This is a genomic window from Gemmatimonadaceae bacterium, assembly GCA_016720905.1.
In the GTDB taxonomy this organism is placed as follows: domain Bacteria; phylum Gemmatimonadota; class Gemmatimonadetes; order Gemmatimonadales; family Gemmatimonadaceae; genus Gemmatimonas.
The window spans coordinates 37,611-61,997 of the sequence record JADKJT010000016.1; the positions used below are offsets into that span (position 1 = coordinate 37,611).

General features: G+C 64.1%; 18 protein-coding genes. 11 read left to right on the top strand and 7 right to left on the bottom strand.

Annotation, left to right across the window (positions count from 1 at the left end):
* Positions 1-99 precede the first annotated feature (99 nt).
* From IPP90_13560 to IPP90_13570, 3 genes are read left to right on the top strand one after another with little or no spacing between them, the layout of a single operon-like run.
* Complete coding sequence (locus IPP90_13560) at positions 100-1,737, top strand: hypothetical protein (protein ID MBL0171723.1); 1,638 nt, start codon at positions 100-102, stop codon at positions 1,735-1,737.
* A complete protein-coding gene (locus tag IPP90_13565; protein ID MBL0171724.1) occupies positions 1,734-2,492 on the top strand; it encodes a hypothetical protein in 759 nt (252 codons plus the stop codon). The genes IPP90_13560 and IPP90_13565 overlap by 4 nt, the downstream gene beginning before the upstream one ends.
* Complete coding sequence (locus tag IPP90_13570; protein ID MBL0171725.1) at positions 2,489-3,583, top strand: cysteine synthase family protein; 1,095 nt, start codon at positions 2,489-2,491, stop codon at positions 3,581-3,583. Before IPP90_13565 ends, IPP90_13570 begins: the two co-directional genes overlap by 4 nt.
* Before the next feature lie 6 nt (positions 3,584-3,589).
* Here IPP90_13570 and IPP90_13575 read toward each other — a convergent pair whose 3' ends face one another.
* Positions 3,590-6,061 carry a carboxypeptidase regulatory-like domain-containing protein gene (locus tag IPP90_13575; GenBank protein MBL0171726.1) on the bottom strand — a complete coding sequence of 824 codons (2,472 nt, stop codon included), beginning with the start codon at positions 6,059-6,061 and terminating at the stop codon, positions 3,590-3,592.
* Positions 6,062-6,173: 112 nt separating this feature from the next.
* On the opposite strand from IPP90_13575, the gene IPP90_13580 reads away from it, so the two are divergent.
* Entirely contained in the window at positions 6,174-9,206 is a 3,033-nt protein-coding gene (locus IPP90_13580) for a hypothetical protein (GenBank protein MBL0171727.1), read from the top strand.
* 5 nt (positions 9,207-9,211) lie between these two features.
* Here the strand turns inward: IPP90_13580 and IPP90_13585 are convergent, their stop codons facing one another.
* The 4 genes from IPP90_13585 to IPP90_13600 form a co-directional block, all read right to left on the bottom strand.
* Complete coding sequence (locus IPP90_13585) at positions 9,212-9,649, bottom strand: CBS domain-containing protein (GenBank protein MBL0171728.1); 438 nt, start codon at positions 9,647-9,649, stop codon at positions 9,212-9,214.
* A gap of 89 nt (positions 9,650-9,738) precedes the next feature.
* Positions 9,739-11,130 carry an NAD(P)(+) transhydrogenase (Re/Si-specific) subunit beta gene (locus IPP90_13590; protein MBL0171729.1) on the bottom strand — a complete coding sequence of 464 codons (1,392 nt, stop codon included), beginning with the start codon at positions 11,128-11,130 and terminating at the stop codon, positions 9,739-9,741.
* Entirely contained in the window at positions 11,127-11,426 is a 300-nt protein-coding gene (locus tag IPP90_13595; GenBank protein ID MBL0171730.1) for an NAD(P) transhydrogenase subunit alpha, read from the bottom strand. The genes IPP90_13590 and IPP90_13595 overlap by 4 nt, the downstream gene beginning before the upstream one ends.
* Positions 11,423-12,523, bottom strand: coding sequence for an NAD(P) transhydrogenase subunit alpha (locus tag IPP90_13600; protein MBL0171731.1), 1,101 nt, complete (start codon positions 12,521-12,523; stop codon positions 11,423-11,425). The genes IPP90_13595 and IPP90_13600 overlap by 4 nt, the downstream gene beginning before the upstream one ends.
* Before the next feature lie 182 nt (positions 12,524-12,705).
* Between IPP90_13600 and IPP90_13605 the strand changes: the two genes are divergently transcribed.
* The 5 genes from IPP90_13605 to IPP90_13625 all read left to right on the top strand — a co-directional run bounded on the left by IPP90_13605 (position 12,706) and on the right by IPP90_13625 (position 19,575).
* Complete coding sequence (locus IPP90_13605; protein MBL0171732.1) at positions 12,706-13,161, top strand: (2Fe-2S)-binding protein; 456 nt, start codon at positions 12,706-12,708, stop codon at positions 13,159-13,161.
* The gene (locus tag IPP90_13610; GenBank protein MBL0171733.1) at positions 13,158-15,521 is read left to right on the top strand and encodes a xanthine dehydrogenase family protein molybdopterin-binding subunit; all 2,364 of its coding nucleotides are present in this window, start codon (positions 13,158-13,160) and stop codon (positions 15,519-15,521) included. Before IPP90_13605 ends, IPP90_13610 begins: the two co-directional genes overlap by 4 nt.
* On the top strand, positions 15,518-16,429 hold the full coding sequence (locus IPP90_13615; protein MBL0171734.1) for a hypothetical protein: 912 nt from the start codon (positions 15,518-15,520) through the stop codon (positions 16,427-16,429). The genes IPP90_13610 and IPP90_13615 overlap by 4 nt, the downstream gene beginning before the upstream one ends.
* A gap of 8 nt (positions 16,430-16,437) precedes the next feature.
* Positions 16,438-18,600 carry a molybdopterin-dependent oxidoreductase gene (locus IPP90_13620; GenBank protein MBL0171735.1) on the top strand — a complete coding sequence of 721 codons (2,163 nt, stop codon included), beginning with the start codon at positions 16,438-16,440 and terminating at the stop codon, positions 18,598-18,600.
* Between the two features lie 84 nt (positions 18,601-18,684).
* Positions 18,685-19,575 (top strand): hypothetical protein, encoded by an 891-nt coding sequence (locus IPP90_13625; protein ID MBL0171736.1) that lies wholly within the window; start codon positions 18,685-18,687, stop codon positions 19,573-19,575.
* Positions 19,576-19,621: 46 nt separating this feature from the next.
* On the opposite strand, the gene IPP90_13630 is transcribed toward IPP90_13625, so the two are convergent.
* Complete coding sequence (locus tag IPP90_13630) at positions 19,622-19,963, bottom strand: transporter (GenBank protein MBL0171737.1); 342 nt, start codon at positions 19,961-19,963, stop codon at positions 19,622-19,624.
* 105 nt (positions 19,964-20,068) lie between these two features.
* Entirely contained in the window at positions 20,069-20,329 is a 261-nt protein-coding gene (locus tag IPP90_13635; GenBank protein ID MBL0171738.1) for a hypothetical protein, read from the bottom strand.
* A 181-nt stretch (positions 20,330-20,510) separates the two neighbouring features.
* On the opposite strand from IPP90_13635, the gene IPP90_13640 reads away from it, so the two are divergent.
* Together IPP90_13640 and IPP90_13645 are read left to right on the top strand one after the other, a co-directional pair.
* Entirely contained in the window at positions 20,511-23,135 is a 2,625-nt protein-coding gene (locus IPP90_13640) for a hypothetical protein (protein ID MBL0171739.1), read from the top strand.
* Positions 23,132-24,313, top strand: coding sequence for a galactose mutarotase (locus IPP90_13645; protein MBL0171740.1), 1,182 nt, complete (start codon positions 23,132-23,134; stop codon positions 24,311-24,313). The genes IPP90_13640 and IPP90_13645 overlap by 4 nt, the downstream gene beginning before the upstream one ends.
* Positions 24,314-24,387: the final 74 nt, after the last annotated feature.

Genomic DNA, 24,387 nt, shown 5'->3' on the forward strand with positions numbered 1-24,387 from the left:
AGCGCGAGATCGTGCTACCGTTTGGCGAGCGGGCTGTGCCGGGATGGGCACGGCCGACCGGAATGCTTCCAACATGCACAGCGACCCAGGAAAGAGCCAATGCGTTTGCGTTTCATGGTCCTGCTGAGTCTGGCCAGTGTTATTGTCGTTCCTGCGTCGCTGGAGCAGACGACGCACGGTCGACGCCCGCCCGCGCGCTTGGTGGCGTCCTTCGACGGATTGGGGGTTGGATTCACCGGTCCTCAGGGCACCTCCGTCACGCGCAATCCATCGGACAACAGTCTCGCCGTGGGGCGCGATCATATCGTGCAGACGGTGAACTCCCGCATGGCCATCTTCACCAAGAAGGGCCGGCGATTCGACACCACTGGCCGCACGTTGTATGGATCGGTGCCCACGAATACGGTGTTCAAGGGGTTTGGTGGACCGTGCGAACTGCGCAACAGTGGCGATGCCGTGGTGCGCTACGATCAACTGGCTGATCGCTGGCTCATCGTGTTGCCGATTTTCTCCCGCAGCGCGCGGCGGGCGACCGAACCGCCCACCCCGCGTCATGGCGAACCGGCCACGCGCAGTATGATTGGTCACGAAGGACAACCGGGTGCGGCCGCGCCGTTGTTTGTGCCGCCGCCGGTTGATGCCGGCACCAGCCCGGCGGTGCCGCCGGCAACCGGTGTGCGTACGCCGCCCAGCGCGCCACTCGATAGCGGTTCGTACGCGATGTGCTACGCGATCAGCTCCGGTCCCGATCCGATGGGTTCGTACTATCGTTACGAGTTTGTGCGACCGCTGTTCCCCGACTATCCGCGGCCCGCGGTCTGGCCCGATGGCTACTACGTGCCCAGCAGCACCAGCGATGACTTCATCCAGAAGCATGCCTGTGTGGTGGATCGCGCGCGCATGCTGAAAGGGGAAAGCGCCACGGAACAGTGTCTGGTCATCGATGGCGTGAACTTCCTGAACAATGTCGATCTTGACGGACAGCAGCTCCCACCCGCTGGGGCGCCCAACCTCATGCTTGCTGCCGGCGGCGCCCAACTCAACAAGGTGATGCAGGACGACGGCCTGTATGTGTGGGCGTTTCACGTGAATTGGGATGATCCGTCGCGCACCCGACTGACCGGCCCCACCAAAATTACCGTCGCACCCTACCACTATCTGTGTGACGGCCAGCTTACCAGTTGTGTGCCGCAGCCAGGCACCGATCGAAAGCTCGATGCCCAGGGAGACAAGCTGATGGCCAGAGTCGTGTATCGTCGTATCGGCAATCGGGAATCGATTGTGGCCGTGCACTCGGTCAACAGCGCCTCGGGCGGCGGCGGCGTTCGGTGGTACGAGCTGCGCGTGAATGCCCGCGACACGGCACGAACGGTTTCGCTGTTTCAGCAGGGCACATACGCACCGGATGGCTTCTACCGGTGGATGGGGAGTCCGGTGATGGACGCGCGCGGCAATATCGGCATTGGCTATTCGTTCGGTGGCACGCCGCATTTCGCCGGCCAACGATTTGCCGGTCGGTTGGCGTCCGATCCACCAGGCGTGCTCACGCTGCGCGAGCAGGTACTCGTGAATGGTGAGAGCGCGCAGCAGAACACGTTACGCTGGCAGGACTATACGCAGACCGCGGTCGATCCGGTGGACGATTGCACCATCTGGTATGTGGGCGACTACCTCAAGTTGGGCGCGCCGAGCTATTCCACCAAAATCGGGGCGTTCCGAATGCCGGGGTGCCGATGATGACCGCCCGCGTATGGCGACCATTCTCTCCGTCGCGCGTTGCCCGTATCACGGGCTGCGGGCTGGCACTGGGTTCGACGGCGTGTTTTCCCACGTTCCACAACGCGCGCATCGATCCCGGATTTCGCCTCGACGCCGGGGCCACGACCATTCGCGATCAGCCTCGCGACAATCAACCCCAGCCTCCCGACTATCTGGCCACTGTGTCGCCCGCGGTCGGTTTCGGGCACCGCCTCGAAGTGGGGGTGCCGATTGGCGTGTACATGGCAAACGGTCTGCGGCGTCAGCAGGGCGTGTACACCGAACGCGGAATGGTGGTCATGCCCTACGCCAAGCTGGCGTTGCTCGATGCCACCTCGCGTGACCATCTGGCGGTATTCGTGCAGACCTCGGCGCTGATCATTCCATCTATCGCTGGTATTCGCTATGGACGCGACTACGGCACATGGGAGCCGCATGCCGGCCTCACCGTCATCCAGTCGGGCGGACCGTCGGGTGACGACCCTGTCATCACCCGATATCAGCAGCTGCATCAATCCCTGATCACGCTGTCGGTGGGCGCCACCTGGATGGTGGCGGGCTATCCCGGCGTCGAGATGGGTGTGTTGCGAAACGCCTACGACGAAAACCGGTTCACGGCGCAAGGCACGCTCGAACCGACGCGCCACACGCTGTACGATATCTTCGTCGGACTGCGGGTCAGCACCGGCACGCTGAAGCAGCAGGCGAAACGCCAAGCGGAGCGTCACCCATGATTGCGTTGTCCTTGCAGGACCGGCTCCGCGGGCTCCGCGCGCTGGTTGGCAACACGCCGCTGCTGGCCGTCGACTATTGCATCGACGACGGCGCCGCACGTCGCCTTTATGCCAAGGCGGAAAACGCCAACATGACCGGCAGCATCAAGGATCGGATGGCGTTGCACATCATCCGTCGCGCGCTCGAAACAGGCGCCCTGCAACCGGGCGGACTCATTGTCGAAGCCACCAGTGGCAATACGGGCATCTCATTTTGTGCGATCGGGCGCGCACTGGGCCATCCCGTCACGATCTTCATGCCCGATTGGATGAGTGCCGAGCGCATCGCGCTCATTCGCTCGTTCGGCGCGACCATTCGGCTGGTGTCGAAAGCGGACGGCGGGTTCCTCGGCTCGATTGCGCAGGCGGAAGACCTCGCGGCTGCAACACCCGGCGCCTTCCTGCCGCGTCAGTTCGCGAACGAAGAGAATCCCGACGCGCACTTCCGCACGACGGGTCCCGAAATCTGGGCGCAGTTACAGTCGGAAGGACTCACGCCGGACGCCTTTGTGGCCGGCGTCGGCACCGGTGGGACAATCATGGGCACAGGGCGCTTCCTGCGCAGCCGACACGCGTCCATCGCCCTGCATCCGGTGGAGCCGGCCAATTCGCCAACCATGTCCACTGGACACAAGGTAGGCAAGCATCGCATTCAGGGCATCAGCGACGAGTTCGTTCCGGCCATCGTGCATCTGACAGAACTCGATCGCATCATCGCAGTGGATGATGGCGATGCGATCATCATGGCCCAGAAGTTGGCCGCGGAATTGGGGCTGGGCGTTGGTATTTCCAGCGGGGCGAATTTTCTTGCCGCCATCGAGGCGCAGGACGCTCTGGGCGCGAATGCAGTCGTGGCGACAGTGTTCAGCGATTCGAACAAGAAGTACCTGAGCACCGACCTGCTGCGCGACGAGCCGAGAAAGACCGCGCATCGTTCACCGCACGTTACGCTGTTGGGATTCCGGGCGATCAATCGGGTGTGTGAGAGTTGTTACGACCCCGCCGACCCGGCAAGTGCGCCGGCGGGGTTCTTCTCGATTGTGCGACGGTGAACCGCGTTACGGGAACGCGGCAAGTGTCAGCAAACTCGTACCGCCGAGTGTGACGGCAACGCTGTTGAACGTTTGCGTAACGGGATTGCCCTGCTGGCGCACGACAACGGTGTATGAGCCGACTGGCAGACCCACCAGATAGAACACGCCTTCATTGTTGAGCGTGGCGACCACGGACGCGCCGCCACCCGTGGGAGTTGCGGTGGCCGTGCTGCCGCCAAGATACTGACCTGACGTGGAGACCATCGTACCCTTGATGGAACCCGCATTGCCATAGGTCACCCAGCCGATATCGGTCTGTCCGAACGCCGTCGCCGTGATAACGGCACCGCCACCGAAACTGGCACCGGTTGACGCGCTCACCGTGATCAGTCCGGTTTGATCGATGGACACCGGACCACTCGTTGGAAAGATCGACCAGACGACAGGTGCGAGCGGCGGAGACGCATTCTGCACAACGGCCGCCGCGAACTGAAACGTGCTGGGCGACGTGGACGACGGCTTATAGATGTACCTCGGCGACACGTTGACTTGCGTCACGCCAAACGTCTGGTCGGCGACCGTCAACCGCACGGCCGTGGCGAGTGTTCGCGCGTCATTGCAGAAGGCGCGGAGTGCGGTGGTGCCCGGAGCTACGCCAGTGGCGATGGCGGTACGCACTCCGCCCGACACTGACGTCGATGTGATTGACCCAATACTGGACTGGTCGATGGCCATACCCACCGGGCAATCGGACGCGACGGCGCCGTTCACATCAAGGGCAGTGCCAGTGAACTGCACGGTACCACCGGGATGGATGTAGCCGAGCACTGGTGACGAGGTCACCACGATGCGTGTTGCCAGTCCGCCTGCTGGCGGCCCGACGACTATTGCGAAGGTGGTAGTCTTTATGGTGGCGCCACTGGTGCCTGTCAGCGTGGCGGAGTACGTGCCAGCCACAACAGAACTCGCGGCCGTCACGGTGATGACTGTCTGGTCGGCCGTGGTGGTTGCAGGAGTGGCGGTGATCGTGATGGCGGGAGGGACCGTGCCTACCAGAGGCGCAACGACGCCAGTGACGGCGATTGCACCAGTGAAGTTGGTGCGATTGAACCGCACCACATCGGTTGCAGATGCACCCGCGGCGACCGGGAGCGGTGCAGTCTGCACGTCCAGTACGAAGTTGGGAGTCGGCGCGGTGACGACAACCTGAAACGTGGTGGTCTGAATGGACACGCCGCTGGTGCCGGTCAACGTCACCGTGTGCGGACCGGCCGCAGCCGAACTGAGCACGTCCACGGTGACGGTGGTTTGGGTACCGGTTGTCGACGCGGGGTTGGCCGTCACGACGATACCCGCGTCCGAACTTCCCGTCACCGTGATGGCGTTTAGGAAGTCGGTGCGCGTCAAGGTCACCACGTTGGCAATGGATCCAGGTGCCGTCACGTTGAAGAGGGCAGTGGCGGGTGTAAGCCTGAAACCACCAACGGCAACGGCGACGCTCCCGGTGACCGTTACGGTGCCGGACGTGGCCGTGACGGCGAGGTCATACAGCCCGGGCGTCACGCTATTGTCGGCCACAATCTGAAAGGTCGCCGTTGACGCGGATGCCGCGATGGTTGTCGGAACGACGCGCATCTCGAGATTCGCATCCGACGAGAGACTGATGGCTCCGCTGAACCCCGGATCGCGCAGCACCACGGCCGTGCCGAGACCGGACGCGCCCACCAGGATCGGGAAGGTCGGGGCCGACAGTTGCATCGAGAACGCTGGGAGCCGGACCAGCACATCCACGTCCTGAGTATGGGTCTGTCCATCCGACCCACGCGCCGACAACTGCAACCTGTAGCTCTTCAAGGCGGCAGACGCCGGGATGTTGACGCTCACATCGACCGTATTGCCGGTTGTGGTGGCCGGAGTGAAGGTGGAGGCGATGCCCTCAACAGCGGCGGCGCTGAACGTGATGGGGAGGGAATAGGTGTCCCGCAGAATGGCGATACTGGTGCGAATGGACGTGCCGGGATTCCCGATGATCACGGGTGTGGTGCCGACGTTGCCCAGACTGAACGTGCCGGGCGACAACACCGAGATGCCGGCAGACGTCGATTCCACGCGATAGCCATCGGCGACACCCAGGATTTCGACGCTCGATCCCCCAATTCCCAGCGAGGCGCTGGTGACCAGTGGCACGGTCGCGCTGGTGACGCCGCTTGGCACCACGGTGGTGGTGATGCTGATGCCCGAGGTGTTCAGGCCGCCTTGAAGGCTGACGGCGCCCGTGAAGCCGGCCAGTCGCGTGACCGTGACATTGAGACCGGTGGTGCCTACCTGGGGAGTCCCGATCGGCTGCGCATTCGTGATCGCGATGGAGAAGCCTCGCGGCAAGTCGGCGGTCTGTTCCTCCGGCGAGGGCACGTTGCACGCGGGAACGATGAGCCCGGCCGCGACGATTACAAGAAACGCGATGAGTGGGGCGAATTTCGGTCGACGAGGCGTCATGTGGGTCGCGGCTCCGGTGCTTCCGGCGGTTTCGATCGTAGCTGGTGAGCCAGCACACTAATCCGCCATCGTTAGAGCTTCGTTAATTGCTCGTTGTGGGTAGCTTTAACGCATGGCGCCAGATGATGTACCGTTCTCGGGCGGGCCGATCGACCTGCGAACTCTTGGCGCGCTGAACCTGAGCGGATCCAATGCGCCGCAGGCCGCCGAAGCACTGGCGCGGCCCAAGCCGTTGGCGCTGCTGCTCTATCTGGCGCTGGCGAGACCTCAAGGGTTCCAACCGCAAGACAAGCTGTTCGCGCTGTTTTGGCCGGAATCCGACGCGAAACGGGCGCAAATCTCGCTTCGGCAGGCTGTTCACGTCTTAAAACGCGCTTTGGGCGATGGCATCATTGCACGGCGCGGACGGTCGGAGCTGGGTGTTGATCTCAGCCGACTGTGTTGCGACGCGTTGCGTTTCGACGAAGCAATTGCCGCCAAACAACCGGAACTTGCGCTCGAACGCTATCAAGGTGACCTACTGTCCGGGTTCTATGTCCCGGACGCGCCCGATTTCGAGCGATGGCTGTCCGGTGAGCGCGCACGGTTGCGGGATCTCGCGATTGGTGCCGCCCGCGGTCTGATGGCAACAAGTGCGGCAGCGGACGACGCGGCCGGCGCGGCCCGATGGGCAAGCCGATGGTGCGCGCTGTCGCCTGACGACCAGCAGGCGTTGCGCTGCGCCATGGAACATAGCGTCGCGGCGGGAGACCGCAGTGCGGCACTGCGCACATACGATGCCTTTGTCGAATTCCTGGCCGAAGGCGACGAGCAACCTGATGCAGACCTCGTCCAGTTCGCGTCACGCGTGCGGGAGCGCGTCCTCCGTGACGCACCGATTCGTACTCCGGATACGCTCATGTTCGAAGTGGAATCGGCGCCGGCATCAATGCCGTTGCCGGTGCCGCCTGCGACAGGGGTGCAGGGTCTTGCCCGTCGCCGCCGCGGACTCGTGTGGGCCGTTGCGGCCATGACGCTTCTGGTAGCCGGCGTCGTCGGTACGCGACTCTACGATACAACGCGTCGTACCGCGGCGGAGGGTGGGGTGCTGGCGACGCGCATTGCGGTACTGCCGTTCACGGTGCGCGGCGGCGCGAGTGTCGAGTTTCTGCGCGAGGGTCTTGTTGATCTCCTGTCGGCCAAGCTCGATGGCGCCGGTGGACTGAGTACCGTCGATCCTCGCGCCATTTTCGCCTATCAACGCGCGCACACGCCAATCTCCGACGACCCGCGCCGCGCCGTCGAAATCGCGCAGCAGTTTGCCGCTGGCCAGTACGTGATGGGCAGCGTCATCGAGGCAGGTGGTCGTATTGCCCTCAATGCATCGATCTACGATGCTGCGGGTCGACGGCGCGCCACAGCGGACGGTTCGGCCCGTGACGAGACCCAACTGTTGGCGGCCATTGACAAGCTGGCGCGCGACCTGCTGGCGGCGCAATTCTCCGACGCGCCGGCACACCTCGAATTCACGGCGGCCACCACGACGGCGTCGCTGCCCGCACTGAAAGCGTTCCTTGATGGCGAGCGTGCCGTGCGCGCCGGTCAGGGCACCGAGGCGGTTGATGCATTCAGTCGCGCCGTTCGGGAAGACAGCACCTTTGCGCTGGCGCACTATCGCCTGAGCACGGCGGCCGATTGGAGTTCGCAATCGGCGTTGATTCAGAAATCCATCAATCTGTCCATGCGGTTTTCCGACCGCTTGCCGCAACACGAACGTTTGTCATTGCGTGCGCGCAGCCTGGTCAACGACGGCGCCGCAGAGGAGGCCGATCGACAGTACCGAAAGCTGGTGGCGACGTATCCCGATGATACGGACGCCTGGAATCAGCTGGGTGAGCTGCTGTTTCACACCGGCCCGTGGCGTGGGACACCTATGGTGGAATCCCGAGCGGCTTTCGAACAGGTGCTCGCGCGACTGCCGTCTGACCTCAATGCGCTGCTGCATCTGGCGCGACTGGCCGCGCTCGATCGGCGCTCGGCGGATGTCACGGCGCTCGCCGATCGCGCCCTCGCGTTGAAACCTGAACGCGAGGCCGTTTTGGAACTGCGTGGACTGCGCGCCGCCGCGACATCCGATTCCGGCGACCTCCGCCGTCAGATGGACACGCTGCGGGCGACCGACGGCGCGCGTGAAGAAAGCGACGGTGCACGGCTGACGGCGTGGCGTGTCGCGACGTACAGCGACCGGCCGGAGGTCGGCGCTTTGCTCATCCGGGACGTGTCGGATTCAGCTGGCGCGACCCATGTGGAGTTGCACCAATACGTCATGCTGGCGCACTTGGATGCCGCGCGTGGACAATGGCACGCGGCGGCACGCGATCTGGACATGGCCGAACGTACGAATGCATCATTCGCTGCCGAAGTGCGCGCGAATCTGGCGCTGATGTGGCCGGCATCCCTGACACACGCTGCTCGTCGGCGACTCATCGATATTCTGTCGCCGACGGAAGTCCCTGGTCCCTCGCGGCGCGACCGTCTCGATTCGTCTGATGCGATGCGTCGCGTTCGCCGCGCGTACCTGTCCGGCACCCTGATGCTCGCGGATGGCGACTCACTTGCGGCGCGTGCGCAGCAGCGTCAGTTGGTTGGACTGAGCCGGGAACCTCGCGTCGACGCCGAACTGGCCAGTCATCTCGGCCATGAACTCTCGGCGCGCATCCTCTGGCGACTGGGCAACGCCGCGGGAGCGCTGGCGGAGGTGGAGCAGGGCTGGCCGCGCGGAACGCCGCGCGCGTCCCTGCCGCTTATTCAGGGCGATACCTATACCCAGGCGCATGAGCGATTCTTTCGCGGAGAACTGCTGGTGGCGTTGCATCGAGATGCCGAGGCGCTGCGGTGGTTCGCATCGGTGACCGATGATCAAGGGGAATCACTGATGCTGTCGGCGCCGGTGCACATGGCGCGCGCGCGAATTGCCGAGCGGGGTGGTGACACGGCAACCGCAAGCGCACAGTATCAGCGGGCGATTGCGCTCTGGTCAACCGCCGATTCGGGAGGGCTGTCGGAGTTGCGCGACGCCCGCACCCATCTCAGGCAGCTGCTCTCAGTGAGCGAACGCGGGCGGACGGGCAGCGCCGCGCCGGTGCGACGCGACCCCGGCAACTAGACCGCTCAGCGGATATCGAACACGTAGGAATGCAGGTCCTGGATCAGCGTTTCCTGCTCGGCCATGCGAAACGCCAGCAGGTCGCCCGGCGTGATCATCCCGCGCAACTCGCCGTCGTCCATCACGGGCAAGTGACGCACCCGACGTTGCGTCATCAGGTTGCCGCAGGCTTCCAGCGTGGTGAGCGACGTCACGGTGAGCGGCTTGGGCGTCATGACCTCGCTCACTTTCGTGAGCACCGGGTCGCGCTGCTCCGCCACCACACGTCCCAGCACATCACGCTCGGTGAAGATCCCCACCACCTGCGCGTCACCGTCCAGCACCAACACGCCGCCGATGCGACCCTGCATCATCAGGCGCGAGGCATCGAGCACCGTGCAATCCATTGCAACACTTACCACTTCCGGATTCTTTCGCGCCATCACGTCGCGGACCGTTGCCATGCCGTGCTCCCGGGTTGTGAGGTTCTCCCAAGGAATCCTACGCCCCGCGCGCGTCGCGTCCAGAGGCGCGCGCGGGGTTGCGGTAGGGATCAGACCTGCTTGATCTCGGCCAGCAGCTTGCTGAGCGTCCCCTTGGCATCACCAAACAGCATCTGCGTCTTGGGATTGTAGAACAGTTCGTTCTCGATACCGGCAAACCCGGCGCTCATGCCGCGCTTGAGCACGATGATACGCTTGGCCGCGTCGGCGTGAAGAATCGGCATCCCGAAAATGGGGCTGCCTGGATCGGTCTTGGCCGCCGGATTCACGACATCGTTGGCACCAATCACCAGCACCACGTCCGTCCGTTCGAACTCGGGATTGATGTCGTCCATGTCGAACAGTTTGTCGTACGGCACGTTGGCCTCGGCCAACAGCACGTTCATGTGCCCCGGCATGCGACCGGCCACCGGGTGAATGGCGAACTTCACCACGCCGCCGCGCTTCTCCACAAGCTCCATCAGTTCGCGCACCTGATGCTGCGCCTGCGCCACGGCGAGACCGTACCCGGGCACGATGATCACCTGCTGCGCGTACGCCAGTTGCAGCGCCGCTTCTTCGATGTTGGTCTCGCTGACACTGAGCCCCTCGGCGAGCTTGCCACTCGACTTGGACGACCCGCCAAAGGCACCGAAGATGACGTTGGTGAGCGAGCGGTTCATGGCCTTGCACATCACCAGGCTCAGGATGACGCCGGATGAACCGACCAGCGCACCGGAGACAATCAGCACTTCGTTGTGAATGATGAATCCCGTCATCGCACCGGCGAGGCCCGAATACGAATTCAGCAACGAGATCACCACCGGCATGTCGGCGCCGCCAATGGGAATGACCAGCGTCACGCCAAGCACCAGCGAGAGCGTTACGAGCGCATAGAACGCCGCATGCGGGGCGCTGGGGTCCATCACCAGCCACGCCGCGAGGGCGGCGATCACCAGGAACATCAGCGCGTTGGCCGACTTCTGCGCCGGGAAGGTGATGGGTTTGCCCGTCATCACTTCCTGCAACTTGGCCCACGCAATGAGCGAGCCCGTCAGCGTGACCGCGCCGATGAGCACCCCAAGATGCGTGGAGATGGCCGTGTCGACCGAAGCGGTTTCGCCGCGATTGCTGGTGTTCAGGTATTCGGCAATAGCCACCAACAGCGACGCACCGCCGCCAAATCCGTTCAGCAAGGCCACCATTTGCGGCATCGACGTCATCTTCACGGAGTACGCGAGCCATAAGCCGAGTGCCGTGCCCACCACCATGCCGGCGGCAATCGTGGCATACGACACGATACCCGTGTCAATCAGCGTAATGAGAATCGCGATCAGCATACCGATCGCGGAGATGCGGTTGCCGTTGCGTGCCGTCTCGGGGCTTTGCAGTCGCTTGAGCCCGGTGATGAACAGGACCGCCGCGATCAGGTAGATCAATCGAATCCAGGCAACGGAAATCACTTGGTGCCCTCCACCGGACTCTTCTTGAACATCTGCAGCATGCGATCGGTGACCGCGTACCCGCCAACGACGTTCATCATCGCGAACACAATGGCCAGGAATCCCAACACCGAAGAGAGCCAGCCGAAGCCGGCACCGGCCACCAGCATCGCGCCTACGACCGTGATACCCGAGACCGCGTTGGCTCCGGACATGAGCGGCGTGTGCAACGTGGTCGGCACGCGACCGATCAGCGCTGCGCCCAAGTACGTGGCGAGCACGAACACCACGATCCCACCAATCAGCGCTTCAGTCACGAGGTCTTCCTCCCGGTAACGATCATGGCGCCCGTGATTTCGTCGGCGCGGTCGACGTTGAGTTGACCCTCCTTGGTGAGGAGGTGCTGCACAAACGTGAGCACATTGCGGCTGAGCATCTGCGACGCGTGCTGTGGCATGGTGGCGGGCAGATTGATCGGGCCGATAACCTGCACGCCGTTCACGTCCACCGTCTCGCCGGCCTTCGTCGCTTCGCAGTTGCCACCGGAATCGGCGGCGAGGTCCACAATCACCGAACCCGGCGCCATGGTGCGCACGGTGTCGGTGGAAATGAGTCGTGGGGCGGCGCGGCCAGGAATGGCCGCCGTGGTGATCACGAGGTCCATCGTGGCCAAGTGCGTTCGCAACGCCGCCTGAATGGCGGCCTGTTGCTCGGCGCTCTGCTCCTTGGCGTACCCACCAGCGGTTTCGGAGTCGGTGGCAATCAGATCCTGCGCCACCACGGTGGCACCCAGCGAGCGAATCTGCTCGGCCGCCGCAGCGCGGATGTCAAAGCCCGAAACCACCGCGCCCAGTCGACGCGCGGTGGCAATCGCCTGCAGTCCCGCCACGCCGGCGCCCAGCACGCAACACTTGGACGGCGCCATGGTGCCGGCGGCCGTGGTGAGCATGGGCATGAACTTCACCATCGCGGAGGCACCCAGCAGCACGGCCTTGTAGCCGGACACCGTGGCTTGTGATGACAGCACGTCCATCGATTGCGCGCGGGTGATGCGCGGCACCAGCTCCAGCGCGAAGGCCGTCACGCCCTGCGCTTCAAGCGCGGCAATCGCGTCGGCGCTGGTGGACGGCTGCAATAACGACAACAGATGGCTGCCGCTCTTCATGCGAGCGACTTCGTCTCCCGTGGGCTTCTGCACCTTGCACACCAAGTCTGCACCGCCGAACACCGAGTTGGCGTCAGCGAGCGTTGCACCGGCCGCCTCGTAGGCGGAATCGGGGAAACCGGCACGGAGTCCCGCGCCTCGCTCAATGGTGACGGTCACCCCGGCCTTGATCAGCCGGGCCACGCTCTCGGGAACGAGCGCTACCCGCGCTTCGCGGGGGGCGTGTTCGAAGGGAACTCCGATGTTCATGCGGGCGGGAGCAGGAGTGAAAGGGGGAGCGACAGGACTCGGCAAGCGGAAAGTACGGACCGCCGTAGCTTGTGGAAAGGCGCACGGGCGCGCCGAGTGCGATTACCGCTTGCCCATGACACTCGGAAGTCGCACACTTGGCTAGGCCGCAATTGGGTGCCCCCCTTCAACGTCCCGATGCCATGATCTCCCTGACCGTGAACGGTGCCCGCCGCAGTTTCGACGGCGACCCCACCATGCCCCTTCTTTGGTTCCTGCGCGACGAATTGGCGTTGACGGGCACCAAGTACGGCTGCGGTATTTCGCAGTGCGGTGCCTGCACCGTTCATGTTGACGGCCAACCGGCCCGGGCCTGCCAGCGACGCATGTCCACCCTGGAGGGGCGGACCATCACCACCATCGAGGGGCTGCACCCTACCGGGGAGCACCCGGCCCAGGTGGCGTGGCGCGAATTGGACGTCCCGCAATGTGGATTCTGCCAATCGGGGCAAATCATGGAAGCCGCCGCGCTGCTGCGCACCAAGCCCAAACCCACTGACGGGGACATCGACACGGCCATGACAGGGCATCTGTGTCGCTGCGGCACCTACCCACGCATTCGCGCGGCGGTCAAGAGTGCGGCGGAGAAACTGCCATGAGCGACATCAAGGGTCCTTCCGACGGCTCGGCGCCGCGTAACGCACCTGTCGATCCGGAACGGCGTCGATTTGTGCAGTTGCTGGGCATGGGCGGCATCGTGATTGCCGCGGGGCCGGCCGGTATTCGCCGTTTGGATGACGCCGAGCGATTGGCCGCGACGTGGGCCGAGCCCTGGTCGCCAGTAGCGTATGTCACACTGCATGACGATGGCATGGTCACGCTCATATGCCATCGGTCGGAGATGGGGCAGGGTATTCGCACCACCATGCCGATGATCATCGCCGATGAAATGGAAGCCGACTGGGCCAAGTGTCGGGTGGAGCAGGCCGACGGCAACGAAAAGAAGTACGGTTCGCAAAACACCGACGGCTCCAGCAGCATCAGCAACTTCCTGCCGAAATACCGCGAGGCCGGCGCCACCATGCGCGCCCTGCTGGAAGACGCGGCGGCTGCGCAGTGGGGCGTGAACGCCAGCACCGTGCGGGCCCGACAGCACATGGTGGTGCACGAAGCCAGCGGGCGCACGGTCACGTTTGCGTCGCTGGTGGCGTCGGCGCGCACACTGCCCATGCCGGCCAAGGATCGCGTGCGCGTGAAAAGCGCTGCCGAGCGGCGGTGGCAAGGCAAGAAGATGCCGTCCATCGACCTGGTGCCGATGACGACCGGGACGGCCAAGTATGGAGCGGATATCACGCTGCCGGGCATGAAGTACGCGGCAATCGCGCGTCCGCCGGTGTGGGGTGGCAAGGTGGTGTCGGTGGACGACAGCGCGGCGCTCAAGGTACCTGGCGTTGAGCGCGTGGTACGTATTCCCGAACCGCCAATCCCTGCCGGCTTCCAGCCTCTGGGTGGTGTGGCCGTGATCGCGAAGAACACATGGGCCGCCATGAAGGGTCGCGACGCATTGGTCATCACCTGGGACCACGGCCCGAACGCCACGTACGACTCGAAAGCGTACAAGCTGTCCTTGCAGAAATCGGTGCGATCGGCGGGCAAGCCCGGTCGCACGCTGGGCAACGTGGACAACGCGCTTGCGTCGGCCAGCCGGAAAGTTTCCGGCGAGTACTATATGCCGCACTTGTCGCACGCGCAGATGGAACCGGTGGTGGCCATTGCGCAGGTGACGAACGGTGCGGTGGAAGCGTGGGCGCCCACGCAATCGCCGCAGGACGCACGGGCGACGATCGCCGCGTTTCTCAAGGTGGATGTCGAGAAAGTCACCGTGCACGTGACACTGCTGGGTGGTGCGTTCGGTCGGAAGTCCAAACCCGATTTCATTTGTGAAGCCGCGTGGCTGGCCCGCGAAGTCAAGGCGCCGGTGCGCGTGCAGTGGACGCGCGAGGATGATCTGCGGAACAGCTACTATCACGCCGTGGCGGCGCATAGACTGGAAGCCGGATTGGATGCGAAGGGCAAGGTGATCGCATGGCGCCACCGTTCCGCGTACCCGTCCATCTCGGCCACCTTTGCGCCCAAGGTGGCAGGCCCGTCGATTGACGAACTCGCCAACGGCGCCTCCGACATTGCGTTTGCGATTCCCAACATGAGCGTTGAGGCGTGTCCGGCGGTCGCGCACGCCCGCATCGGATGGTATCGCTCGGTGAACGCCATTCATCACGGATTTGCCATTGGTTCGTTCGTGGACGAACTCGCGCACGCCGCCGGCAAGGACACCGTGCAGTTTCTGGTCGACCTGATTGGTGTCGATCGCCAGGTGGACTTGAACAAGGACGGTTTGATTGCACCCACCAACAACTACGGCGCGTCGTGGGCCGATCATCCGATGGACAGCGCACGAGCAAAGGGCGTGGTGAAGCTGGCCGCGGAAAAATCAGGATGGGGGACGCCGCTGCCCAAGGGCCGCGGCCGCGGCATCGCCATGAACATGAGCTTCCTGTCGTACGTGGCCATGGTGGTGGAGGTGGAGGTGTTGCCCGATGGCACGGTGATGGTGCCGCGAGCCACCGTGGCGGTGGACGCGGGCTTCGTGGCCAACCCCGATCGGGCGCGCGCGCAGATGGAAGGCGCACTGGTCATGGCCATGAGCAACGTGCTGTACAGCGAAATTTCCTTTGCCCAGGGACGCGTGGTGCAAAGCAACTATCGCGACTATGGCGTCACGCGCCTGAAAGCCGCTCCGCACGTGGTGGATGTGCACCTGGTGGAAAGCGAAGGACTGCCAGGTGGTATTGGCGAGCCTGGTGTGCCGCCGGCCTGCGCAGCCATTGTCAATGCCATTTTCGCGGCGACGGGTCGACGCGTGCGCGAGTTGCCGGTGGCTAAGCAGTTGGCAGGATGGACGGGTGGAGCGGCGGACGCTCCCCGCGACCACGATGGATTCTCGAGCGACGACTCATGACCAACAGCACGCACATGGCGTTCAAGGTGGGACTGGCGATGGTGGCCTTGTCGCTGTACGCGTCCAGCGCCCACGCACAAAACGAGGCAGCGTTACGGGCCGCATTCGAAGGCAAGACGCTCACCGTGAAGGTGGACATGCCCGCCACCAGCAAGGGGATCGATCTTTTCCCGGAAGAGTCGATGCCAGTCAACTGGCGTGAGATGGCCGACCGCATGAAGGACAACGGCACGGCACTCAAAATGGGACAGTCCATCATGATCACCAAAGTGGTAGTCAAGAAGGACTCACACATCGAGCTGCAACTGGGCGGCGGCGGGTATGGCACCCTCGGCGACTACATGACGAACAGCTCGTCGGTGTCGGCCAACACGGAAAGCGAGAGCAAGCTCGAACGACAGCTCCGGGACTCGGTCAAGTCCGCGGCCACGCCGGCAAAGAAGAAGCAGTTCGAGAAGGAATTATCCAACGCGCGCACCGCGCGTGAGCGCGAAAATTCGAAGGCCAAGGCAGAGGCGGCACAGGCCAACGAGGCCCGCGAAGCCAATCTGCGCATCAAGCGGGCGGAAAGCGGAAGTCGATTCAATATTCGCTACAAGCACGGCATTCCCGCCGATGCACTCACGCCGGCCGGCGTGATGCAGGCGTTGTCGCAGTACGCGGAATTTTCCGGTGGATCTCGATCCGGCGCGAGCATACCAGCCGCGAACGCCAATGCGCTCGCTGCGCTCAAGAAGGGCCTGTCCATTACCGAGGTGGAAGCCTTGCTGGGGCCGGCCAATACCGCGAGTGAGGTAAAGGAAGGTTCAATCTCGGTGATGAAGCGCAGCTACGTGTACGACGGGAAGAAGGTCCTGGCGTCGTTCGTGAGCGGCGTGCTGGTCGACTACGCCATCACACCACAGTAGAGGTCATCATGCCGCAGCACGTCAGTACCTGTTCGCTGTGCGAGGCGATGTGCGGCATTGTCATCGAGACCGAGGGTGATCGTGTGATCGGGATTCGCGGCGATCCTGACGATACGTTCTCGCGCGGGCACATCTGCCCGAAGGCCGTGGCGCTGGGCGATGTGCACGCCGACCCCGATCGCCTGCGGCGACCCATGGTGCGCTATGGCACCCACTGGGGCGAAGTGAGTTGGGAGCATGCCTTCGATCTGGTCACGAAGCGGCTCACGGAAATTCAGGCCACCCACGGCGCGAACGCCGTGGCGGTGTACGCCGGCAATCCCACCATTCACTCGCTGGGCGCGTCGATGTTCTTCCCCGACTTCGTACGCGCCCTCGGTACGAAGAATCGATTCTCGGCGACCTCGGTGGACCAGCTGCCCCATCACCTGGCCGCCGTCACGATGTTCGGGCATCCACTGCTCATCCCCATTCCGGACATTGATCATACCGATCACCTGCTGATTTTCGGCGCCAATCCGGCGGTGTCCAATGGCAGCCTGATGACGGCGCCCGATGTGGTGAAGCGCCTCAAGGCCATCCGCGCGCGCGGGGGGCGCGTGGTGTTAGTCGATCCGCGGCGTACGGAAACGGCCGCGTTGGCCACCGAACATCACTTCGTGCGCCCTGGCGCCGATGCGTTGGTGCTGCTGGCGTTGTTGCACGTGGTGTTTGCCGAGCGGCTGGAGCGACTGGGGCGCGTGGGCGATTTCACAGACGGACTGGACGCTGTTCGGGCGCTGGTGGCGACATGGACACCGGAGCGCGTCGCACCGCTGGCTGGCTTGTCAGCGAGCGCGATGCGCACCATGGCGCGCGATTTCTGCGCCGCACCGCGCGCGGTGGCGTACGGGCGGGTAGGTGTGTCGATGCAGGAGTTCGGCGCGCTGTCGTGCTGGCTCATTTCGGTGCTGAATGTGGTGACGGGTCGACTGGATGCCGAAGGCGGCTCGATGTTCACCAGGCCGGCCGTCGATTTAGTGGCGGGCGCTGGCCTGTACAGTGGCGGGCGATTCGGTCGCTGGCATTCGCGGGTGCGAGGATTGCCCGAATTCGGTGGCGAACTGCCTGTGGCGGCATTGGCGGAGGAGATCGAAACGCCAGGTGAAGGTCAAGTGCGCGCGCTGGTGACGCATGCGGGCAATCCAGTGCTGTCCACGCCGAACGGCATTCGTCTGGACCGCGCGTTGGACGGGCTGGAGTTCATGGTGTCGTTCGACTTTTACGTGAACGAAACCACTCGGCACGCCGATGTGATCCTGCCGCCGGCGTTCGCGCTGGAGCGCGATCACTACGACACCGTGTTCCATGTGCTGGCCATCCGCAACACGGCCAAGTTCTCGAACGCCGTGTTTGCGCCCGCGGACGGCGCAAAGCAGGATTGGGAAATCTTGTCGGAGATGACATCGCGGCTGCGACGCGGTACGCCGGCCGAGGTGGAAAAGGCGCGGGACGGCGATGCGAAGCGTGCCGTGCTGGGTCCTCGTGGGATGTTGAACATCGGATTGCGCGCCGGGCCGTACGGGGCGGCGAGCGGCGATGTGAATGGCGGACTGTCGCTCGCGGCACTGGAAGCGTCGCCACATGGCGTCGATCTTGGGGCGCTCGCGCCGTGCCTGCCCGATCGCCTGCGCACCGAGGCCAAGCGCATTGCGTTGGCACCGGAAACGATTGTGGCGGATGTGGCACGACTGGAGCGGGTGTGGGTCGCCGACAGCTCGGCGCCTGTCGGCGCGCTGTCGTTGATTGGTCGTCGCGATTTGCGCTCGAATAATTCGTGGATGCACAACAGCGAACGACTGGCGCGTGGCAAACGACGTTGCACGCTGCTCATGCACTCTCTCGACGCGGCCGGGCGTGGCCTGACCGATGGCACCATGGTGTTGGTGGCGTCGCGGGTAGGCGATGTCGCGGTGGAGCTCGAAACGACCGAGGACATCATGCCAGGAGTCGTGTGTCTGCCGCACGGATGGGGACACGGTCGCCCGGGCGTCCAGATGCGCGTGGCCCAGTCGCACGCCGGAGTGAGCATCAACGATCTCACCGACGATCAGCGCGTGGACGTGCTGTCGGGAAATGCGGCGTTCAGCGGCACGCTGGTGACGGTTGTCGCGGCGGCACCGGCGGCCTGAGGGTGGCGGTTCAGATGGCTGGTGGACCGGAAGGTGTTGCCTACGTCACCTGACGTATGGTCGTGCAAGGGTGGCGCGCCGAGTATGTCGGCATCCTCCACGGAGATCACGATGCAGAAGCGCCTGCTGCTGGTTGTATGTGCCGTACTTGCGCCACAGATGTTCTTTGCCCAGACGGTACCGCCGCCGTCGGCTCGGGAAAGGCAACGGCCGGACAGTGCCACCGTGTCCGTTCGCCTCGTGGACGGCTCGGTGGTGTACGGGGTTCTGGCGCACCGCGATGCGGACTCTGTGGTGGTGATCGGATCCGCCGGTCGGATGGCCTTCGCCATGTCACGCGTTCGCGACGTGAGGCCGGCCGGCGTTGCGCACCGGCGACTGGACGGAAGCAGCGAGTACTGGTATCCCAACGCCAACACCACCCGGCTGTTCTTCGCCCCCACCGGCCGGACATTGGCGCGTGGCGAAGGGTATTTCGCCGATCATTATGTGGTGCTGGGCAGCCTCGCCGTTGGCGTGACGGATCGTGTCACCATAGGAGGGGGCAGCTTTCTGGTCCCAAACTCGGGGTTCTGGTTCGTCACGCCCAAGGTCGGCATTGTGCGAAGCGCGAACGTCAACGTGGCCGCCGGCGTGCTCCTGGGTGGTGTGGACGATGAAACCGGCGGCATTGGCTTTGTGTCGTCCACCTTTGGCGGCGAGGACCAGAACGTCACGATCGCCATTGGCAACGCGTTCGCCGGCGACAAGCTCGCGAACTCACAGGTGTACATGCTGGGTGGTGAGACGCGGGTATCGCGGAGACTCACGCTGGTGACGGAGAACTACCTCATGCCCGGTCTCGCCTTACCGCTGATCTCGTACGGCGTTCGGATTCTGGGCGAAAAGCTGTCGGTCGACCTGGCGTTCATCAATTACACGGGAGGGCCGGTGTTCCCCGGAATCCCGTACCTCGACTTCGTGGTGCGATTCTGAGCCGGAGCGGTAGACCGCCGGTGCGGTGAACGGTGCGCCGCGAGCCTTACCGTCTGAACACCAGCCCCGCGCCGGCGAAACCATCGCGGGCCCGCGCCGACGGCCCGATGCCGGCACGGATGTCAAACTGCACATCGGGGTTAATGAGCAACGTCATGCCGCCATTGACGAACTTCCGTACCACGTGTGAGCCGTCGCGCGTGGCGATGCCGAACGCCTCGGCATAGACCCCAACGCGTTCGCTTACGGAGTAGCCGAAAGAGGCGCTTCCCGCCAATTCGCTGAACCGGTGGGAGCCATCGAACGGACGCGCAATGTTGAAGTTGCCGGCCAGTCCGAGCCTCTCAGTGAGTGACCATGCACCAATGAACTTCACTTCGGGCGCCATCGCCGGCGCGATACGACGGGGAACCGGTGGGCACCGTGGAATGCAGGATGACCGAAAACGCCGGCTTCCAGGAGGGCACGTCGGCGCCACTGGTGAGCTTGAGCTTCACGCCCACCGACCCATCTTCGCGACCCGCTGAGCGTGTCCCCGCACGGTCGGGGTGCGGACGCAGATGGCGGTGCGGGCCGGGCCCCGCGGCGTCGTGCCCAGTTCAACTTGCACGTGGCGCGGTTCAATGGTGACCGGGGATTCCGTGAAATCCGGGCGATCGGAAATGAGTGGTTCGCGCGTACCCATGGTGGCGCAGGCGGATAACGACCAGACACAGCCGCACAGCGCGAAAAAGTGCAGCGGGGATGATGGCACGACGGGATTCCGGAGCGCGGGGGGCTGGTGCAAGACTGGTAAATCATAGTAGGCCGATCAAGAATGCGCTGGATCGAACCGCACCCGAGTGCTACAGTAGTGCAGCGGGACACTCCCTCCAACTGGCGGTGATTAGTCGATGAGACGCTTGTGGTGCATCCTGGTAGCGGTTTGGGTAGTGATGCCCGCGCGGCCAGTACTGTCCCAGAACCCACCGCCTCGCGCGCCCGGCGCACCGCCGGCCATTGCCCGCGCGCTGTTTGACAGCAGCACGACCACCATCCCGTATTTCCCGCTCGGAGAATCACCGCTCGCGCTGCGAGGCCTCTCGCGCCCGGGCGCGTTTGTTTCCGCCGTGGGGCGGCGCGCGATCGCCATGGGCACCGAGGATGGCACACTGGAACTCTGGTCGTGGCCGGTCAAATGGCTGCACGATTTCGAGCTGTCGTTCCGCGTGCCCAAGTACACGGAACCGATTGCCGGTCACACCATTGCCCAGTCGGTGACCGAACGTCCTGAAGGCATCACCATCGAGTATGCGTACGAACAGTTCACGGTGCGGCAGCACATCTTCGTGCCGCTCGACAAGCCAGCCATCGTGATGCTGCTGGAAGTCGACGCCATTCGCCCGCTGGACATCCTCGTGCGTTTCGCGCCGGACATTCACTTCGCGTGGCCCGCGTCGCTTGGCGGACAGTACCTCATCTGGGAACAGAACGCGCGCGCCTTTCTCTTCTCGGAAGCGAAACGCTCGGTGAACGCATTCCTCGGGTCACCCGCCGTGACCGAGGCCTCGGATGTACCGGCGCATATGATGGCTGCGGCGCCACCGCAACTGGTGCTGGGGGTGGGAAGCGGCACCGAGCGATATACGGCGCCGCGATTGGGCGAGCCGCCGGGGCGCAACATCAATGCGCATGTCGCCTACATCCCCATCGTGCTGGCCGGCGGGGTGATGTCCCGTGATTCAGCACTGGCCATGTACCGGGAACTCATTGCACCTGGCGCCGCCGAGCGCGAATGGACGCGTCGCGTGGCGCATGCCGATTCGTTGCGCTCCACGATGTTCGCGCTGCACTCGCCCAGTCCGCTGCTGGACCGCGCGGTGGAATACGCCAAGGTCAATCTCGACGAGTCGTTCGTGTGCAATCCCGACCTGGGGTGCGGACTGGTGGCGGGCTATGGTCTGTCGGGTGCTGCCAGCGATCGCCCCGGATTCGGCTGGTTCTTTGGCGGCGACGCGGCCATCAACTCCTTCGCCATGAGCGGGGCGGGGCAATCTGCCTTGGTGCGTGACGGCGCGTTGCGGTTCTTCGCCAAGTATCAGCGGGCCGACGGCAAGATCACGCACGAGATCTCGCAGGGCGCCGGCCATGTGGACTGGTTCAGCTATCCGTACCCGTACTATCACGGCGATACGAGTCCCTTCTGGATTCTGGCGTTTGGTGAATACTGGCTGCAAACAGACGACTCGGCGCTCTTGCGCGAATTGTGGTCAAACCTCAAGAAGGCGTATGAGTGGTCGCGGTCCACCGACAAGAACGGCGACGGGCTCATGGAGAATCCGTCGGCGGGCGCTGGCGCGTTGGAAGTGGGCGACCTGCAGATTGGCATTCTCTCGGACGTGTACATGAGCGGCGTGTGGGTGGCGGCGCTCGACCGTTTCGCCCGCATGGCCGACAGGGTAGGCGATCCCGCGCTGGCGGTACAAGCGCGTCAGATTCGCGCCACGGCACTGGCGACGATGGAGTCGAAACTGTGGATGCCGACGCTTGGACAGTATGCGTTTGCGCTGCTGCAGGATGGTACGGTGAATCCCAACCTGACCGCGTGGGCGGCCACCGCCATGGCGTTCGGTGTGCTCGACCAGTCGCATGGCGCCCAGATGGCGGCCAAACTCGCGTCGTCGAAAATCATGACCGACTGGGGCGCGCGGCCGCTGAGTGCGACGAGCCCGTTGTTTGACCCGCTCCACTACAACAATGGCGCGGTGTGGCCGTTCGTCACAGGGTTCGTGTCGCTGGCGCAGTATGCCTACCACAATGCAGCGGCTGGCCTGTTCGCGTTGGAAGCCATCGCGCGTACCGGGTTTGATCATGCGATGGGGCGCAACCCGGAAGTCATGTCGGGGCGACTGTATAAGCCGCTTGATACGGCGGTTCCGCAGCAGTTCTTTGCCACATCGATGGTGCTCACGCCGCTCATTCGCGGTATGCTGGGCATTTCGGTGGATGCGCCGAGAGGCCACATCACGATTGCGCCGCACCTTCCGCCCGGATGGGATTCGGTAGCGGTGGACAACGTCCCCGTGGGCCCGGAACGCATCTCGTTCGTCGTGCGACGCAGCGCGGGCAGGATGACGCTCGCGGTGCGTCGGCGGGGTGGAGAGGACCGTGTGGCACTGGACGTGGCCTTTGCGCCCGCGTTGCCGCTGGGCGCGCAGGTGTCCGGCTCGGCCGAGACGCAGCGAACACCCGGCGACGTGCACGCGTCTGTGCACGGTTGGGTGGTCACCTCGAAGGAGTTCGCGGTGACCTACGCGGGCGGGTGGAGTATCGAGCCGCCTTCCATGCCGCCTGCCGTTGGCGCGCGATCGTCGGCGCCGCGTGTGCTCAGTGAGCGGCTTGATGGCGAACGATATGTGGTGGCACTGGAAGGTTTGGCCGGCAAATCCTATACGTTTCGCGTGAATCGACCCCTATCCAGCGGCGCGGCCCGCGACACGATGGTCACCTTTCCCGCGAACGGCGCCAACGCCGATGGGTACACCACTACCACGGTCACGTTTACGTCAGGGTCCCGATGAACGACTGCATCCGTCGATACGTGTCGCGCGGCGTTGTCGCCGCCCTGCTCCTCCTTAGCCCAATTGCCTGCGTGTCTGGAGACAAGTCGAAGTCCGCCAGCGTGCCGAATGCCACCGTGGTTCGCTCGCCGTTCGGCGTGCTGCCGTCCGGTGACTCGGTGCACCTGTTCACGCTCACTAACGCCAGCGGCGTCGAGCTGCGCGTGATCGACTACGGTGGCCTGGTCGTGTCGCTCAAAACGCCCGACCGCCGCGGTGCACTGGGCGACATCGTGCTGGGCTATGACGATCTTGACGGCTACGTGAAGGCGACGCCGTACTTCGGTGCGCTGGTGGGTCGCTACGCCAACCGCATTGCCAAGGGCAAGTTCACGCTGGACGGCCACACGAATTCTTTGGCCGTAAACAACGGTGTGAACGCGTTGCACGGTGGCCTGAAGGGGTTTGACAAGGTGGTGTGGCACGCTGACCCTCGGCAGGATTCAACGGGCGTGGGTGTGGTGCTGACGTACACCGCAAAGGACGGCGAGGAAGGATACCCGGGCACGGTTTCGGCGCAGGTGACGTACACGCTCACTGACCAGAACGAATTCGCCATCGACTACCTGGCCACCAGCGACAAGGCCACGCCCATCAACCTCACGCAACACAGCTATTTCAATCTTGCCGGTGATGGTGCGGGCGATGTGCTGGGTCATGTGGTGTCGATCGATGCCGACACCTTCACGCCGGTGGACTCGACGCTCATCCCGACGGGCGTATTGCAGCCGGTGAAGGGCACGCCGTTTGACCTGCGAACACCGGTGACGATAGGCGCGCATATCAACGATGCAAATACGCAATTGACCATCGCCGGTGGCTACGACCACAATTTCGTGGTGAACCGCGCCGGTGCCGGACTGACGCACGCGGCCCGCGTGGTGGAGCCCATCAGCGGTCGCACACTGGATGTTGCGACCACCGAGCCCGGCATCCAGTTCTACACCGGCAATTTTCTCGACGGGAGCAACATCGGGAAAGGCGGCCACGTGTATGCGCGGCGGAACGGATTCTGTCTGGAGACGCAGCACTTCCCCGATTCACCGAATCGACCGGCGTTTCCGTCAACAATTCTTCGGCCGGGTGGCGAGTATCGGTCGCGCACGGTGTATACGTTTGGGGTGGCGCGGTCCCAGTAACTGGTCAACGCACGCCCGAGAGCTGAACCGCGAAGGTCGCAGAGGACGCGAAGGAGACGCTGAAAATCTCTCGG

Excerpts from the sequence above, each read along its gene's own strand:
- IPP90_13560 (MBL0171723.1), top strand. The coding sequence starts at position 100 with ATGCGTTTGCGTTTCATGGTCCTGCTGAGTCTGGCCAGTGTTATTGTC.
- IPP90_13565 (MBL0171724.1), top strand. The coding sequence starts at position 1,734 with ATGATGACCGCCCGCGTATGGCGACCATTCTCTCCGTCGCGCGTTGCC.
- IPP90_13570 (MBL0171725.1), top strand. The coding sequence starts at position 2,489 with ATGATTGCGTTGTCCTTGCAGGACCGGCTCCGCGGGCTCCGCGCGCTG.
- IPP90_13575 (MBL0171726.1), bottom strand. The coding sequence starts at position 6,061 with ATGACGCCTCGTCGACCGAAATTCGCCCCACTCATCGCGTTTCTTGTA.
- IPP90_13580 (MBL0171727.1), top strand. The coding sequence starts at position 6,174 with ATGGCGCCAGATGATGTACCGTTCTCGGGCGGGCCGATCGACCTGCGA.
- IPP90_13585 (MBL0171728.1), bottom strand. The coding sequence starts at position 9,649 with ATGGCAACGGTCCGCGACGTGATGGCGCGAAAGAATCCGGAAGTGGTA.
- IPP90_13600 (MBL0171731.1), bottom strand. The coding sequence starts at position 12,523 with ATGAACATCGGAGTTCCCTTCGAACACGCCCCCCGCGAAGCGCGGGTA.
- IPP90_13605 (MBL0171732.1), top strand. The coding sequence starts at position 12,706 with ATGATCTCCCTGACCGTGAACGGTGCCCGCCGCAGTTTCGACGGCGAC.
- IPP90_13610 (MBL0171733.1), top strand. The coding sequence starts at position 13,158 with ATGAGCGACATCAAGGGTCCTTCCGACGGCTCGGCGCCGCGTAACGCA.
- IPP90_13615 (MBL0171734.1), top strand. The coding sequence starts at position 15,518 with ATGACCAACAGCACGCACATGGCGTTCAAGGTGGGACTGGCGATGGTG.
- IPP90_13620 (MBL0171735.1), top strand. The coding sequence starts at position 16,438 with ATGCCGCAGCACGTCAGTACCTGTTCGCTGTGCGAGGCGATGTGCGGC.
- IPP90_13625 (MBL0171736.1), top strand. The coding sequence starts at position 18,685 with ATGTCGGCATCCTCCACGGAGATCACGATGCAGAAGCGCCTGCTGCTG.
- IPP90_13630 (MBL0171737.1), bottom strand. The coding sequence starts at position 19,963 with ATGGCGCCCGAAGTGAAGTTCATTGGTGCATGGTCACTCACTGAGAGG.
- IPP90_13640 (MBL0171739.1), top strand. The coding sequence starts at position 20,511 with ATGCCCGCGCGGCCAGTACTGTCCCAGAACCCACCGCCTCGCGCGCCC.
- IPP90_13645 (MBL0171740.1), top strand. The coding sequence starts at position 23,132 with ATGAACGACTGCATCCGTCGATACGTGTCGCGCGGCGTTGTCGCCGCC.